This window comes from [Chlorobium] sp. 445 (assembly GCA_002763895.1).
In the GTDB taxonomy this organism is placed as follows: Bacteria; Bacteroidota; Chlorobiia; order Chlorobiales; family Thermochlorobacteraceae; genus Thermochlorobacter.
This window is the reverse complement of record NSLH01000002.1, coordinates 16,553-32,489: the sequence shown is the minus strand read 5'-3', so window position 1 is coordinate 32,489 and position 15,937 is coordinate 16,553. Positions and strand designations below refer to the sequence as shown.

Here is a 15,937-nt window from a genome sequence, read left to right as displayed (position 1 = left end):
CTAAAAATTACGCAGTTTTCTCATCACGCATAGAAAGCGTTTCGACGATGTAGAAAGCTGATTCATCAATTTGATACGAGAAACTGTCGACTTGGCTAGTAAAGACATTATATGCCACGATTGCAGCAATACCACCGAAGATTCCGCCTGCAGTGTTAAAGAGCGCTTCGGAAATACCAAGTGAGAGTTGAACTGCATCAGGCGCACCGCCCGTTGCAAGTGCTGTGAAGGCACGAATCATGCCAATGGTTGTACCAAGCAGTCCCACCATCGTAGAGATAGAGGCGATTGTAGAGAGTGCCACAAGGTTCTTTTCAAGCAGCGGCATTTCAACAGCTGTAGCATCTTCAATCGCTTTTTGCATTTCGGTGCGGCGCTTTTCTGGGTCGGTAACACGGCGGGCAACAAGTGACTTGTATTTATCGAGCCCTGCACGAATCACCGCCGCAAGCGAGCTCTGATGTGCATCGCACTTCTCAATTGCGCCATCAATGCGTCCTGCTTCAATCTCGGTTTTGATGTCACGGATAAAATCTGACATTGAGCCTTTGCCTTTGGCTTTACTTAACGCAATCGAGCGCTCAATCACATACGCAAAAATCATGATAATAAATGCAATCAGCACCGAGACGAGTGGTCCACCTTCATAAATAGCGTGGAAAATTGATCCCTTCGGCTGGGAACCAAACCAGAAGTAGATGCCGAGTCCGACGGCAAACGCAACGAGAATTAAAACGATTGTGAACGTACCTTGCTTCATAAGTATTTTGAAGTTGCTGTTTATGATTTAGTAAAGATTGAAAAACGGTAAATGGAGCAGTTCTGCCGTTGCCCTGTTGTTCTGTCAAGTATACAAAAAAATGTAATCTCAAAAAACGGTTTTAAAGATTTTTAACCACAAATTATTAGTGGTAGAAGTGTAAGAGCGGTGCGAGGCTGTTAGCGTGTTCCCAAGCACTTTTGCTATGCTGACTTGAGGCACGAACTTGCCTTAGTCAAACTAGCAGAGCATGCTCTAAGTTGCACGACTCTTCTGCAATGCAAGCAAAAGATTGATGAACAATTTTGCGATATTAAGCAGGTTATAGCATGTCAGAAAGTTGGAGTGTAAGCAAAACATTTTAGAACAATGCAACCCAAAGTACTTTTTGTGGATGATGAGCCGCAGATTTTAGAAGCGCTCTTACAGCTTTTCGAGGCAACTTACGATGTCTATACAGCCGTTGGTGGGGAAGCTGCACTTGCAATGATGAAGCAACTGCCGGACTTAGCTGTTGTCGTTAGCGATCAGCGCATGCCGGGCATGAAAGGTGTTGATGTACTAGCAGCAGCGCAGAGATATGTGCCGCATGCTACGCGCATCTTACTCACCGGTTTTGCCGATGCTGATGCCGTTCTGGATTCGGTGAATGTTAGTGCCATCTTTCGCTATGTGAAAAAGCCGTGGAAGCCCAGTGAGTTAGAAGAAGTGATGCGTCTTGCCGTTGCAGCACACCACAGCTTGATTGCGCCCTCCCATGCACAAGCTCCTTCCACAGCCTCTGAGAGAGACGAGAAAAAAAAACCTTCGCTCAAACCTACATTGACCGCTACACTTGCAGCACTCAGCGCCCTCTCAAAAAAAGCAGCGTCGCAAAAAGAGCAAGCATCACACTCCGATTCAGACTCTTCTGCATCACTAAGCCAATATCTAACTGAAAGCGTGGCGATGCGTCTTGCCGAACAGCAACGTGCAGAAGAGAAATTCCTTGCCAGACTTCGTCAAAAGCTAAACACGTACCAAGTGCATCCAGTCAGTAGCTACATATCAGCCTTTCATGGCAAGCGTGGTAAGCCCCAAGTCTTGATTGTCGACGATGCGCCTTCAGTATTGGATGCCCTTACTGAATTGCTTTATGATGACTACGATGTGGTGTGTGCCACTAACGCCTTTGAGGCGCTTAGTTACCTTGAGCAAGATGCGTTTGTTGCACTACTGCTCACCGACCAACGCATGCCGGGCAAAACAGGCGCTGATTTACTTGTTGAGTCGCGCAACTATGCACCACTTGTGCCTAAAGTGTTGATTACGGCTTATACTGATGTAGAAGATATTGTGCGACTCATTAACGAGGGACAAATCTATCGCTACATTCAAAAACCCTGGGATGCTCAAAAGCTAAAAGCACTCATTGATGAGGCTGTGGAAATGTATATGTTACAACTTTCTATGTTACTCAAGGACCGTGAAGCCTATCTTGAACAACCTGTTCAAGAACCAAATTCAGCAGGGAAAACCAGTCTGCCATCCATAGAAGCACTTCAAGCTCTGCAGAACTTGCGTCTTCAAAAAATCAAAAAAGATGATAAGCGTTAACATCAAAAATTATGGCACTTTCCGATACGATGCATAACCCTATGCTCCAACACGATGAGCTTTACCGCACGATAGTGGAATCTTCGCCTGTGATGCTCTACGAGTTTTTGGTTACCGTAGATATGGAATTTCATTTCCGCTACATCAACCCTGCCTGCAAAGAGATGTTTTTGATGACTGCTGAAGAGCTCATGCAGCATCCGGAGCGCTTGTTTGAACTGATGCTCAGCTCCAGTCAAGCCAAGTTTTTTTCGGCTGTCAAAACAGCGATGCAAAAGCAATCATGCTTTGACTTTGAGGATTGGCTTTTTTTCAAGAATGGTATGCGAAAATGCGTGCGTTGGACCGCCCAGCCGCGCCGTTTGCCAAATGGAGATACACTCTTCAACGGCATGGCAATTGATTCCACCGAACGCAAGCAATTAGAAGAATCGCTTGCAGCTAGCCGTCAGCAACTCGATAACATTTTGACCAATATCGTTGGCATGGTCTATCTCGGACAAAATGACCATGCCAGAACTATGGAGTTTGTTAGTCCGGGCTGCGAGAAACTCACAGGATATTCTGCCAAAGAGTTTATGAGCAACCGCATCAGTTTCGGCGAGCAGGTTATACATCCTGATGACCGTGAAAAGGTATGGGAGTACATTCAACACGCTATTGAAAAGCGTGAGCCTTTTGAGGTTGAGTATCGTCTAGTCGCAAAGTCTGGTGAAACCAAGTGGGCGCTCGAGCATGCCCGCGTGCTCTTCGATGAAAATGACTTACCTATGGTCGTGGTCGGCTTTATTTCCGACATTTCAGAGCGTAAGCGCCTCGAAGCGGAACTTGCCGCTCGACTCAGAGAAATTCAAGAAACACAGTCGCATCTGATTCAATCCGAAAAGATGAGCTCGCTTGGACAAATGGTGGCAGGCATTGCGCACGAACTCAATACGCCAATTGGTTATGTGAGCAACAATGTGGAAATCGCGCAGCGTCGCTTCGAAGAACTCGCAAAACTCTATGCCAATAGCCTGCATGCGCTTCATGCACTTAGCAACGGCGAGATTGAAGCGGCTCTAGAGCAGTTTCAAGCTATTACAGACTCCGACCTCAATACAGTTGACGCCTTACAAGAACTTGTTGTGCGCACACGGCGACTTTTCAGCGGTATGAGCGCCGGTTTAGATCAAATGGCTGCGCTCGTCAAAGGCATGCGCAATTTCGCACGTCTCGATGAAGCTGAAATGAAAAAGGCTGATCTCAATGAAGGCATCAAAAGCTGCTTGCTCATCATTGGTCATCAATTCAAGGATCATAACATTACGCTCTCTACAGACTACGGCGCTATTCCACAGGTCGATTGCTATCCAGCCCAGCTCAATCAAGTCTTTCTTAATCTTATTCAAAATGCTGTTCACGCCGTCGAAAAAAGTCCTGACCCGCACATTCATATTGCTACTTCTTATGAAGCAGGCTGGGTCAGTGTGCGCATCAAAGACAACGGCACTGGCATTCCGAAGCATATTCAGCCCAAGATATTTGATCCTTTTTTCACCACGAAGCCTGTCGGCAAAGGCACTGGGCTTGGACTCTCGATTTGCTATAGCATCGTGCAGAAACATCATGGCAAGCTCTACTTTGAGACTGAAGAGGGCAAGGGCACGACATTTGTTGTACAAATTCCTGCTGTAGAGTTCTTGCCCCCGCAGGGTTGAGCGCTCCTGAGTTATGTGGCACGCAGGCGTCGCAGATGTTCATCAATATCTGCAGTGATATGTGTTGCCACTTCCAACGCACGCCGTCCATCTTGTGCGCTGACCCGAATCGGTTTGCCATAGAGCACTGCTTCAATGAAACTTCTCTGCTCTTCTTTGAGCGCGTTGATTTTTGGCACATCGGGACTGATGAAATCAAGCACTTTGCCCTGCAGCGCATCTTCAAGATCGCCGAACAGTGCGAGCGTCTTCTGCACTGCGCGTTCTTTGAGTGTTGCGCTGCGTGTGGACGGCTCTTCCAGCAGTCGAAAGACTTCGGATTTTCCTGTAATTAAATCCAGCGAGGCGTAACTCTGAGGATTCTTGCAAAAGAAACGCATTTTGCGCACACGCGTGCGGCTGATGCGACTTGCAGTTACGGTAGCCGTTGCGCCATTTTCAAATTCTATGCGCGCATTAGCAATGTCGAGTTGATTGGAAAAAACTTGCACGCCCGTTGCCGAAATTTGCCTGACTACCGATGGCACAAGCGAAAGAATAAGGTCAATGTCGTGAATCATCAAATCCAACACAACGGATACATCTGTAGCCCGCTTGGAAAAGCCTGAAAGGCGCTCTGCTGTGATAAAGACAGGCTCGCCGATGTATTTCTCTACAGCCACAAGGGCAGGATTGAAGCGCTCAATATGCCCCACTTGAATTTTGACACCTTTTTGCTGCTCAAGCGCAATCAAGGCATCAGCTTCGGCAAGTGTTGCTGTCAGTGGCTTTTCAATGAAAAGATGCAGACCTTTTGAGAGCAGGACTTGGGCGGTCTCAAAATGCGCTGCGGTCGTAGTAGCGATAATTGCTGCGTCAAGTTCAGCAGCAAGCGCATCAAGCGACGTAAAAGGCTTAACTTGATACTTACGCGCAACATCCTTACATCGAGTTTCTTTGCAATCAAAGACACCCACAAATTCGATATCCTTGCGCTCAAGTGAAAGTTCACGGAGCAGTTTGGCGTGCAACTCCCCTAATTTGCCAACACCCACGATACCAATGCGTAGAGACTGTCTCATGGCACTCAAACATAGTACGGATTTGGCGTCAGTGCGTCAAGAAACAGAGTTGCAGAGCGCTGAATTGCAGATTTTTCGGCTTCTGTTTTTTGTCCAATGCAAGATACGCCATAGCAATCCGTGAATTGCCGCGCAGCTTTTGCTCATTGCGCATGAAAAAATTCCAGTACAGGTAATTAAACGGACAGGCTGACTCACCCACTTTTTCTATCTTGTTAAAGTCGCATGTCTTGCAGTAATCGCTCATTTTGTCAATGTAGTTTGCTGAAGCGCAATAGGGCTTTGTTGCCACAAAACCGCCATCAGCAAATTGCGACATACCAATGACATTTGGGGAGACCACCCAGTCGTAAGCATCGACATAAAATTCCCAAAACCATTGATTGATTTGACGAGGTCTGACACCAGCTAGCAAGGCAAAATTGCCAATAATCATGAGCCGCTCGATATGATGCGTGTAGCCATATTTAAGCACTTTGCCAATTGCCGTTGAAAGACAGTTCAGCGTGCGTCCATTGAATTTGGCTTCCCCTGTCCAGAAAAAGTCGGGCAGCGCGCGTGTGTGCTCAAAGTAATTCTGCTCGTGATAATCGCCTTCAGACATTTTCAGCCAGTAGCAACCGTAGATAAACTCGCGCCAGCCAATCAGTTGACGAATAAAGCCTTCGACCGAGTTCAGCGGGGCGCGTCCTTGCTTGTATTCTTCTTCGACACGGCGCACGACTTGCAGAACATCCAGCAACCCAATGTTGAGAAGCGGCGAGAGCAATGAATGAAACAGTACGAGTTCATCTTTGAGCATAGCATCTTCGTATTTGCCAAAGTTTTCAAGACGATGCGCAATGAAATCTTCTAAGAATTGTTCGGCTTCGGTGCGCGTGGTTGGCAGATGCACTTCACTCAATGTGCCAATGTTGTGCGGGAAAAATTTCTCTACATCTTCTATCACGGCACGGTCAATTGCATCCTTTGGCGGCTGATAAATTTTCGGCAACGATTTATGCGATTTCAGCGGCTGCCGATTGTCTTTGTCAAAATTCCACTGACCGCCCACTGGTGCACCTTTCTCATCGAGCAATACACCTAACGCACGCCGCATTTTACGATAGTAATTTTCCATCACAAGATGCTTTTTGCCTTTGTGCTCGCGTATAAATTCGGTGCGATTGGTCAGAAACATTGAGTTTTTCGTAAGCCTGACGCTGATGCCCAGCTTTTCAGGCAGCGATTCAGCAAACCGCACCGTAGCGATTTCGTGAGGCTCCATCACGAAAATTTCGCTGATGCCATAAGCGTCTATCGCCTCGCGCAGTCCTGACAAAAAATCTTTCTCTGCCGCAAGTTCTTGATAGCAAACTGTGTAGCCTTTTGTGCGAAGTTCTTCACGAAAGTGCCGCATTGCTGAAAAGCAGAGATAGAGCTTAGCTTTGTGGTGTTGAAGTTGGCGTGCATGCTCAAGTGCTTCAATCATCACGACAATATCGCGCGAGGGCTCAAGCGAGAGCAACGCAGAATTGCACAGCGAAAGCTGATCGCCCAGAATCCACGCTGCACGTCGTGATGCAGCAGGCTCAGGGCTTGATGAGCGAGGTGTTCTTTGAGGCATCGTGCTGGAAATCTATCAGAGCAATTAAAACGGCAACTGTGGCGCATTCGTTTCTATGCCCTACATTTAGTAAAGTCCTTTGGTCTTGATGTCAATTTTAGCATCAGTGAAATCAGCATCTTTGATGAGCGCACCTGAAAAATTTGTGCCACGCAGGTCAGCGCCGCGAAAATTCGTGCCGCGTATGTAGGCATTGCTTAAATCAGCGCCTTGCAAATTTGCACCTGAAAAATTGGCATCATGTAAGTAGGCTTGATACAGATTTGCTTTTTCTAAATCTGCACCCGAGAGATTTGCGTCAGTGAAATTTGCATTCTGCAAGAACGCATGTTTGAGATGCGCCCCCGAGAGATCAGCACCTTGAAAATTGAGCGGACGGAAGTGCTCACCTACAGAAGACAGCGCAATGAGCATCCACAGGTCACGGTCAGATAGGTAGCGCATTACGGAGCAAAACCATATTTTTTGAGCAAATCCTCAAGCGCTTCAGTTGTCAAATCGGAAAGGTCGCGCTCAGTCTCGACACTCAAGCGTTTGAGTTGCTTTTCCAAAGTTGGATTTTTGAGATAGTAGGTAATTTTCTTTGGTTTGATGCCTTCAGGCACATTTGTCGGGCGACCGCGCTTGCGTTTGAGTGCAGGAGTTGCTGAGCTCTCTGGCTCACTTGCTGTTGCAAGTTCGGCAGCACTTGAAAGTGCAGGACCCGATTCAGTGGGCAGCAGGGGCTGTGCAGGTAACTCTGGTTTTGGGTCAGGCTTAAATGTCTCGCCTGTACTTCCAAAGTGTTCCCCTTCCGATATGTTCAGGTCGTTTGAAATTCCATTAGTCTGCATAGCGGCATGCGGTGTGAATGGATGCGCCGCAGTTGTTTCAGCAGAAGCTTCAGAGATAGGCTGTGCATCGCTTTGAGTTTCCGATATGGACACACTTAACGGGACCGAGAGACTTTCATTGTTTTCATGTGGATTCAATGGCGCTTGTGGCGCTGGTATAGCACGTGAAACTGACTGACGCTCTGCTGAATCGGATTCCGACACCGCTTCCATCTTGGCATTAGTAAGTTCACCTGATTTGCTTTGTTGCAACTTTGCCTCGAGAGCTACACTTTTGCTTTTTATTTCTTCGCTGAGCTTGAGTGCACGTTGAATATGCTCAGTTGCCTTCTCGATCTTTTGCTGCTTCGTGAAAATTTTGCCTATTCTAAGCAGCGTATCTGCTTCTCCTTGTTTATCACCCGCTTCTTCTTGACACTTCAGACTGCGATGATGATACTCTACAGCTTGTTCATACTTACCAAGCGATGCATACACTGTGCCGATGCTATTGAGTAGATAGCTTCGCCCTGATGATCGCCCAATTCTTTCTTAATTTTTAAGGCGCGCTCGTAGTATTCCAGCGCTTTTTCAGAGTTACCCGCGTTGTAGTAGATTGACGCGATAGACTGCAGCGACATTGCTTCACCTTTTTTATCACCTAGCACGGTGCGCAATTTCAAACTGCGCTCGTGGTAGCTCAAACTTTGTTTATGGTCTCCTAGCTGCCCATAGATGATAGCCAGATGATTGAGTGAATTGGCTTCGCCGACACGGTCGCGTATTGCTACACGAATCCTTAAACTGTTCTGATGATATTCTAAAGCTTGTCTATACTCGCCCACGCTGGCATAAATTCCTCCGATGTTATTGAGTGCCGTCGCTTCACTTTTGGAGCTGCCAATTGCGCGACTTAATTCAAGCGACTTTTGGTAATTCTGCAAGGCTCTTTGTGTATCACCTATCTTGTAGTAGATATTGCCAAGCGTTGTGAGGGTTGCAATCTGGTTGACTTTATCGTCTAAGTCTTGAAAAATTTTGAGGGCTTTGTCGCAATCGTGCAGTGCGGCGTTGTAATCGTGCTTGCGCCATTTGCAATAACCACGGATTTTGAGTGCTTCCGCAAGCCCGCGGGTGTATCCAGCGCCTTGAGCAAGTGCCTCAGCGTCCTCAGAGAGCATCAGCGCGTTCTCAGTTTCAGTATGGCGCAAATCCCAAGCCGTTTGGTTGATCAAATCGACTCGTGCTTGCACATCCGACATAGAACGCAACATTGCTTCTAATCCTCTTAATCTGGCACTCATGAGTTCAAGGTTCGGCTTCGTTTGAGTTGTAAGCTATGTAGGCTTTGTGGTGCTGTCAATTTACTTGTGCCTTGAAAAAAATGCAATAGGTGCGTAACTTCAATATATTTACCCGAGCGGGAGAGAAAATCCACCGAACATGACCGACTCCAGAAAAACCCTACTCATTGCTGATGACGAAGAACTTATTAGAGATTTGCTCTCTGACATTTTCTCAGAGCAGTACAACATCATTGCCTGCAAAGATGGGGCAGAGGCAATTAAAAGTTTTGATGAACATCGCTCAACCATTTCGGCGGTCATCACCGACCTTGTGATGCCCAAAGTTAGTGGCGACAAAGTCATTCAGCACATCCGCACGCACTCACCCAGTCTGCCGATTCTGATTATCACAGGCTATGAGCGTGACACCAATACCATGAGCCTGCAACAAGATGCAAATATTCAAGTTCTCCAAAAGCCATTTCGCATCGATAAGCTACAAAGCCTGCTTAATGACCTGCTCAAGCGTTGATGCCCTCATACGACTAAAGCTTGCTGTGCATATTTCAAAGTATCGGCGCTGTGCATGGTAGACGCTGCCACTACACATTCTGCAGTGAAAAGAAAAAAGCAAAAGCGGCAGTCTGCCTGCCGCTTTTTTCCCTAAGGAACCCGTGCATGCAACGTGGTAAGGTGTCTTTACTTTTTCTCTGCTTTTTCAGCTGACTTTTCTTTGCCCTTTGCAATCACTTCCGGCTCAGTTGCTGCAGTTTCTGCTGCAATAATCTCTACCGCCTTCGTTGGTGCCACAACTGAAACAATAGAAATGGATGGGTCGCCCAGAATTTTCCACTTTGCAGAAGTAAACATCTCGTTGGCTTCTTTGATGTGAAGTGTGTCGCCGATGTCCATTTTGGAGATGTCAAACTCGATATGCTCTGGGATATCGGCAGGCAAGGTACGAATGCGAAGTTTATGCATAATCACCTGCACACGACCACCTTTAATAGTACCGACAGGCGTGCCTTTGAACAGCGTTGGCACTTCGGTTTCAATCATCTCATCGGCTTTGAGAAGTTGAAAATCCGCATGTAGAATCTGATCGCTGACGGGATCGAATTGGCGACTTTTCATAATCGCCTGCGTTTCTGTGCCATCACTGAACTTCAAATTAACAAGGTGCGATTCGGTAGTATAGACAAGTTTACGCAAGGCTGATTCTTTGACAGCAAGTGTCAAAGACGGCTCACCTTTGTGATAAAGCACTGCGGGCACCAGACCTTTTTTGCGCAAGGCTTTTAGCGCACCTTTTGTTTTCGTGTTGCGCTTTTCAGCTTCAAGAACAATGGTTTGCATACTTTGTTAGCGTTTAGAAAAAAAAATTTCAGGAAAACTTAATCTCCATCGAAGAGCGAACTAATGGAACTATCATCATAGATGCGCTTAATGGCTTCAGCAAACAATCCACTTACGCTGACTATCTCGAGCTTTGGCATTGGCGGGTGGTTTGTTACAACTGAATCTGTTGCAATGACTTTTTCTATGTCTGAATTTTCAAGTCGTTCGACTGCTGAGCCTGAAAGAATCGGGTGCGTACAGGCTGCAAAGATGCGCAGCGCGCCTTGTTTTTTCATTGCATTTGCGGCACTGACGATTGTGCCACCGGTGTCGATCATATCGTCGACAAGCAATACGTTTTTTCCTTTGACATCGCCGATGATATTCATCACTTCGGCTTCGTTTGGGCGTGGGCGTCGCTTGTCACATATCACTAAATCTGACCCTAAGCGTCTGGCGTAACTGCGCGCCAATTTGACTCCCCCAACATCAGGCGAGGCGACCACAAGATTGTCAAGCTCCATTTTCTGGATGTGATTGATAATGATACCTGCCGAATAGAGGTGGTCAAACGGAATATCAAAGAACCCTTGAATTTGTGGGGCATGCAAATCCATCGTCAGCACGCGGTCAGCACCCGCTGTTGTAATGAGGTTTGCAACCAACTTTGCTGTAATCGAGACGCGTGGCTGATCTTTACGGTCTTGGCGCGCATAGCCGTAGTATGGAATGACCGCTGTGATGCGACTTGCCGATGCACGCTTTGCAGCATCAATCAAAATCAGCAATTCAAGCAAGTTTTCGGCAGGCGAATTTGTCGATTGTATAATGAACAGATCACTGCCACGAATGGATTCGTTGTAATGCACAGAAATTTCACCGTCAGAAAAACTCTTCACTTCCGCTTTGCAAATCGGGAGCGAAAGCTGGTTGGCGATTTTCTCTGCCAGTGGACGGTTGCTGCGCCCCGCAAAAATTTTAATTGTCTTAAACATAACCGTACCTGCTCGCTTAGCGGTGCCTGCGCACCTTTAACGCACAGCGCGTGCTCTTTTTATTATTTATATTCGCCTGCTCTAAAAGTCGCCAAAGTCGCCCTCAAAAAAAGGGCTGCAAATATAGCACATTTCAACCTGAAACTGAAAATCTCATGCCTAACTTGTCACTCGGTGAAATCTACCGCCTGCTCTTAGAGATTTTCCCTGAGACAGAACTTGTCGGTAGCAAAACCCTGATGCTTGACAGCGTCGCACCAATTGAGACTGCTCAAAAAGGCAGTATTTCTTTTATTGCCAATTCAAAGTATGAAAAATTTCTCTCTCAAACCCAAGCCTCCGCGCTAATTGTCTCCAACACACTCAATACCTCAGAAGTGCCGCCAGACCTTGCCCTGCTCAAAGTAAGCGATCCTTACACGGCGTTTGTGTTTGTCTTAGAGTGCTTTACAGCGCCGCGACAGACAGTCCCCGTAGGCATTCATCCGACTGCTGTGATTTCAAGTTCAGCCCGCGTGCATCAGACCGCGTGCATTGGCGCGTACTGCTACATTGGTGCTGATGTGCACATCGGTGCAAATACCGTGATTTATCCGCATACTACCATTCTTGATGGCACAACGATTGGCGACTCATGTATCATTTATCCTAGTGTTACAATCTACCACGACTGTCGCATCGGTGAGCGCGTGATCATTCACTCTGGAGCTGTGATTGGTGCAGATGGCTTCGGTTTTGCGCCACAGAAAGATGGCAGTTTCAAAAAAATTCCACAAATCGGCATTGTCGTCATTGAAAGCGATGTAGAAATTGGTGCCAATACCTGCATTGACCGTGCCACAATGGGCGAGACGATTATTCGCAAAGGCGCAAAACTAGACAATCTTGTTCAAGTCGGGCATAATTGCAGTGTCGGTACGAATACGGTCATTGCTTCGCAAGCAGGACTTTCAGGCAGCACAAAAATTGGCAATTCGTGTATGATTGGCGGACAAGTCGGATTTGTCGGACACTTGGAAGTGGCTGACCGTGTTACTTTAGGTGGACAGTCAGGCGTAACAAAATCGCTCACCAAACCGGGCGAATTTCTGCGCGGCTCGCCAGCAAAACCCATTCGAGAACAACTGCGCCAAGAAGCCATGCTTGGCAAACTTGAGGAGATGATGCGCCGCATTGTAGAGCTAGAAAAACAACTTGCTGAACTCAAAGCTGAAAATAAAACCAGCTCACCATAGCGCACTATCTTATGCGTTTACTGCGCTGCAATCTCCTTTGCAATTTCTAAGCTGATGGGGCTCTTATCGCGCAAGTCTGAAAAATGTGTTAACTTTGTACAATTTCAAACTTCATACAGCATCTTCATACGAAAATAAAAATGGACTTCCCTGAAACACTACGCTACACCAAAGAACACGAGTGGATTTACCTCGAAAAAGATGACATTGCCGTTGTTGGCATCACGGATTTTGCTCAATCCGAGCTCGGGGATATCGTGTTCGTCGATCTTAAAGACGTTGGCACTAAACTTAATGCTAACGACATTTTTGGCACGGTTGAAGCCGTTAAAACCGTCTCAGACCTTTTTTTGCCTGTCGCAGGCGAAATCGTGGAGCATAATGCTGCCCTGAAAGATGCTTCAGTGGTCAATAAAAGCCCATACCAAGAAGGGTGGATGATTAAGCTCAAAGTGGCAAACCCTGCAGATATAGACAAGTTGATGAGTGCCACAGAATACCGTGCGCACATTGGTAAGTAAGCCAACGGCTGAACACGCTCGACTAACTAAAATCCGATCTTACAGCTATGAAACTCAATGTGCAGTATCAAGAAAAGTTCGAATCTCGCCACAATGCTTCTGCCCGAGATCTTGAAGGCATGCTCTACACTATTGGCGTGAGCAGTTTGGATGAACTCATTTTGCAGACAATTCCCGAGACGATTTGCCTGCACAAGCCCTTGAACTTGCCACCTGCACAATCGGAGCAAGAATTCTTGCAGTCGATAAAATCACTGGCAAAGAAAAATAAAGTCTTCAAGTCCTACATTGGCATGGGCTACTACGGCACATTTACGCCGACCGTCATCTTGCGCAATATCTTAGAAAATCCAGGTTGGTACACAGCTTACACACCCTATCAACCAGAGATTTCACAAGGGCGATTGGAAATGCTCCTCAATTTTCAGACGATGGTTGCTGACCTAACCGCCATGGATATTGCCAACGCCTCGCTCTTAGACGAAGCCACTGCAGCTGCCGAAGCCATGCATCTGCTCTACGCCGTGCGTCCTGCAAGCAAGCAACATGCCAAGCAGTGTTTTGCCTCTGAGCTTTTGCATCCGCAAACGCTGGATGTTCTGCGTACGCGCACCGCATCGCTTGGCGTTGAACTCATCGTCGGCAATCACCACACGCTCGAGCTTGCTCATCCCAATCTTTTTGCAGCGATTGTGCAATATCCTGCCACAGATGGTAATGTTGAAGATTACACGGACTTTATTGCTGCCGCACACCAGCATAATGTAACCGTAGCCGTCGGTACTGATTTGCTGGCTCTAACTTTGCTCAAACCACCGGGGGAGATGGGCGCAGATGTGGTGTTTGGTTCAGCACAACGCTTCGGTGTACCTATGGGCTACGGCGGACCACATGCCGCATTTTTTGCCACGAAAGAAACTTTCAAGCGCAATTTACCTGGGCGTCTCATCGGTGTTTCAATTGATGCTGATGGCAAACGCGCCTTGCGTATGGCACTACAAACACGCGAACAACACATTCGCCGTGAAAAAGCAACTTCAAACATCTGCACCGCACAAGTCTTGCTTGCTGTGATGGCAGCCGCTTATGCTATCTATCATGGTCCAAAAGGCTTGCGTGCAATTGCCGAGCGAGTCTATGGTTTAACTGCACTGCTTAAGCGCAGTCTGGTCCATCTGGGCTTTAGCATTAAAAATCAAACGCATTTTGATACGCTCACTGTCAATGTCGGCAGCAAGCGTGAGCGAGAGCGCTATCGCAAAGCCACTGAAAGAGCTGGCATTAACTTGCGCCTCTACGATGACAAACATATCGGCATTTCACTCGATGAAACCACAACTGTTCAAGATGTCAAGCAGCTTATTGAGATTCTTGGTGCATACCGCCAGCCTCTTGCACAGGCTTTTCTTGATGAGCAGTTTGAGCAGTACCAACATGAAATTGAGTTAGAGTTACCCGCATCGCTCACGCGTACTTCACCCTTTCTGACACATCCTGTTTTCAGGACACATCACAGCGAACATGAGATGCTGCGCTACTTGAAGCAACTGGAGAACAAAGATGTCTCAATGGTGCACTCAATGATTTCGCTGGGCAGCTGCACTATGAAACTCAATGCCACGAGCGAAATGATACCCATCACTTGGCAAGAGTTTAGCGACTTACATCCATTTGCGCCAATCTCGCAAGCTGAAGGGTATCAGGAGCTATTCAAAACCTTGAGTGCATGGCTATGCGAAATCACCGGCTTTGAGGCTGTGTCTTTGCAGCCTAATTCAGGTGCGCAAGGCGAATACACAGGTCTGATGGTCATTCGCGCCTACCACCGCGCTCGTGGTGAAGCACATCGCCATGTTGCGCTTATTCCACAATCGGCACACGGCACTAATCCTGCCAGTGCGGTGATGGCTGGCATGCAAGTTGTCGTCGTAAAATGCGATGAGCGTGGCAACATCGACCTCAACGATTTGAAGACCAAAGCCGAACAGTATCAAAACACGCTTGCGTGCTTGATGGTTACCTATCCATCAACACATGGCGTGTTCGAAGAACGCATCAAAGAAATCTGTGAGATAATTCATCGCTATGGCGGGCAAGTCTACATGGACGGCGCAAACATGAACGCCCAAGTTGGTTTGACAAGTCCTGCTGCAATTGGTGCAGATGCGTGTCATCTTAACTTGCACAAGACTTTCTGCATTCCACACGGCGGCGGCGGTCCCGGTATGGGACCAATTTGTGTAGCCAAACATCTTGCACCCTTTTTGCCCAAACACTGCCTTGTTGAGACTGGTGGCGAGCAGGGCATCAGTGCAGTCTCAGCAGCGCCTTTTGGCAGTGCCTCCATTCTTCTCATTTCTTACGCCTACATTGCTATGATGGGCGCAGAGGGATTGACGAATGCAACAAAACTTGCTATAGTCAATGCAAACTATATCAAAGCGCGTCTTGAAGGTGCCTACCATGTGCTTTATACCAACCAAAATGGTCGATGTGCGCATGAGATGATTCTTGACCTGCGTCCATTCAAAGCCGTTGGCATTGAAGCAGAAGATGTTGCCAAGCGCTTGATGGATTATGGCTTCCATGCACCGACACTCTCCTTCCCCGTTGCAGGTACAATTATGATTGAACCCACAGAATCAGAGCCTAAAGCTGAACTCGATCGCTTCTGCGATGCGATGCTCGCCATTCGTGAAGAAATCCGTGAGATTGAATTAGGCAAAGCCGATCCACTCAATAATGTCTTGAAAAACGCACCGCACACCGCTGAGATGCTACTGTCGGATCATTGGGATAAACCCTACTCTCGCGAGAAAGCTGCATATCCCTTGCCATTTGTGCGCGAAAGAAAAATCTGGCCCAGCACCCGTCGTATTGATGGTGCGTATGGCGACCGTAACCTTGTCTGCACATGTGAGACTGTTGAATCTTACACCGAGCATGTACAGCCTGCCGTAATCAATTCTTATACAGAGCCACAGCCTGCTGCAAGTTAAAATGTAACTTCTGCGCAGCTCACGCTTG

At 47.3% G+C, this 15,937-nt stretch carries 14 protein-coding genes; 6 read left to right on the top strand and 8 right to left on the bottom strand.

Going from position 1 to position 15,937, the window contains the following annotated elements; genetic code table 11:
* Nucleotides 1–7: 7 nt before the first annotated feature.
* Nucleotides 8–760, bottom strand: a complete 753-nt coding sequence (locus CMR00_01255) for a flagellar motor protein MotA (protein PIO49006.1) — start codon at nt 758–760, stop codon at nt 8–10.
* Nucleotides 761–1,129: 369 nt separating this feature from the next.
* Between CMR00_01255 and CMR00_01250 the strand changes: the two genes are divergently transcribed.
* Together CMR00_01250 and CMR00_01245 are read left to right on the top strand one after the other, a co-directional pair.
* Nucleotides 1,130–2,356 carry a hypothetical protein gene (locus CMR00_01250; GenBank protein PIO49005.1) on the top strand — a complete coding sequence of 409 codons (1,227 nt, stop codon included), beginning with the start codon at nt 1,130–1,132 and terminating at the stop codon, nt 2,354–2,356.
* 11 nt (nt 2,357–2,367) lie between these two features.
* Nucleotides 2,368–4,056 carry a hypothetical protein gene (locus CMR00_01245; GenBank protein ID PIO49004.1) on the top strand — a complete coding sequence of 563 codons (1,689 nt, stop codon included), beginning with the start codon at nt 2,368–2,370 and terminating at the stop codon, nt 4,054–4,056.
* Between the two features lie 11 nt (nt 4,057–4,067).
* Here the strand turns inward: CMR00_01245 and CMR00_01240 are convergent, their stop codons facing one another.
* The 5 genes from CMR00_01240 to CMR00_01220 all read right to left on the bottom strand — a co-directional run bounded on the left by CMR00_01240 (nt 4,068) and on the right by CMR00_01220 (nt 8,839).
* Nucleotides 4,068–5,117 (bottom strand): oxidoreductase, encoded by a 1,050-nt coding sequence (locus tag CMR00_01240; protein PIO49003.1) that lies wholly within the window; start codon nt 5,115–5,117, stop codon nt 4,068–4,070.
* A 28-nt stretch (nt 5,118–5,145) separates the two neighbouring features.
* Nucleotides 5,146–6,723 carry a cryptochrome/photolyase family protein gene (locus CMR00_01235; GenBank protein PIO49002.1) on the bottom strand — a complete coding sequence of 526 codons (1,578 nt, stop codon included), beginning with the start codon at nt 6,721–6,723 and terminating at the stop codon, nt 5,146–5,148.
* 66 nt (nt 6,724–6,789) lie between these two features.
* Complete coding sequence (locus CMR00_01230) at nt 6,790–7,167, bottom strand: hypothetical protein (GenBank protein ID PIO49001.1); 378 nt, start codon at nt 7,165–7,167, stop codon at nt 6,790–6,792.
* Nucleotides 7,167–8,081 (bottom strand): hypothetical protein, encoded by a 915-nt coding sequence (locus CMR00_01225; protein PIO49000.1) that lies wholly within the window; start codon nt 8,079–8,081, stop codon nt 7,167–7,169. Before CMR00_01225 ends, CMR00_01230 begins: the two co-directional genes overlap by 1 nt.
* Nucleotides 7,997–8,839, bottom strand: a complete 843-nt coding sequence (locus tag CMR00_01220) for a hypothetical protein (protein PIO48999.1) — start codon at nt 8,837–8,839, stop codon at nt 7,997–7,999. The genes CMR00_01225 and CMR00_01220 overlap by 85 nt, the downstream gene beginning before the upstream one ends.
* Before the next feature lie 139 nt (nt 8,840–8,978).
* Between CMR00_01220 and CMR00_01215 the strand changes: the two genes are divergently transcribed.
* A complete protein-coding gene (locus tag CMR00_01215; GenBank protein PIO48998.1) occupies nt 8,979–9,353 on the top strand; it encodes a hypothetical protein in 375 nt (124 codons plus the stop codon).
* A 167-nt stretch (nt 9,354–9,520) separates the two neighbouring features.
* Here the strand turns inward: CMR00_01215 and CMR00_01210 are convergent, their stop codons facing one another.
* Together CMR00_01210 and CMR00_01205 are read right to left on the bottom strand one after the other, a co-directional pair.
* Nucleotides 9,521–10,177 (bottom strand): 50S ribosomal protein L25/general stress protein Ctc, encoded by a 657-nt coding sequence (locus CMR00_01210; protein PIO48997.1) that lies wholly within the window; start codon nt 10,175–10,177, stop codon nt 9,521–9,523.
* 38 nt (nt 10,178–10,215) lie between these two features.
* Nucleotides 10,216–11,154, bottom strand: a complete 939-nt coding sequence (locus CMR00_01205) for a ribose-phosphate pyrophosphokinase (protein ID PIO48996.1) — start codon at nt 11,152–11,154, stop codon at nt 10,216–10,218.
* A 155-nt stretch (nt 11,155–11,309) separates the two neighbouring features.
* Here CMR00_01205 and lpxD point away from each other — a divergent pair, with 155 nt between their 5' ends.
* The 3 genes from lpxD to gcvP all read left to right on the top strand — a co-directional run bounded on the left by lpxD (nt 11,310) and on the right by gcvP (nt 15,909).
* The gene (gene lpxD / locus CMR00_01200; GenBank protein PIO48995.1) at nt 11,310–12,389 is read left to right on the top strand and encodes a UDP-3-O-(3-hydroxymyristoyl)glucosamine N-acyltransferase; all 1,080 of its coding nucleotides are present in this window, start codon (nt 11,310–11,312) and stop codon (nt 12,387–12,389) included.
* A 140-nt stretch (nt 12,390–12,529) separates the two neighbouring features.
* Nucleotides 12,530–12,910 (top strand): glycine cleavage system protein H, encoded by a 381-nt coding sequence (gcvH, locus tag CMR00_01195; protein PIO48994.1) that lies wholly within the window; start codon nt 12,530–12,532, stop codon nt 12,908–12,910.
* A gap of 47 nt (nt 12,911–12,957) precedes the next feature.
* Nucleotides 12,958–15,909 (top strand): glycine dehydrogenase (aminomethyl-transferring), encoded by a 2,952-nt coding sequence (gene gcvP, locus CMR00_01190; protein PIO48993.1) that lies wholly within the window; start codon nt 12,958–12,960, stop codon nt 15,907–15,909.
* Nucleotides 15,910–15,937 lie beyond the last annotated feature (28 nt).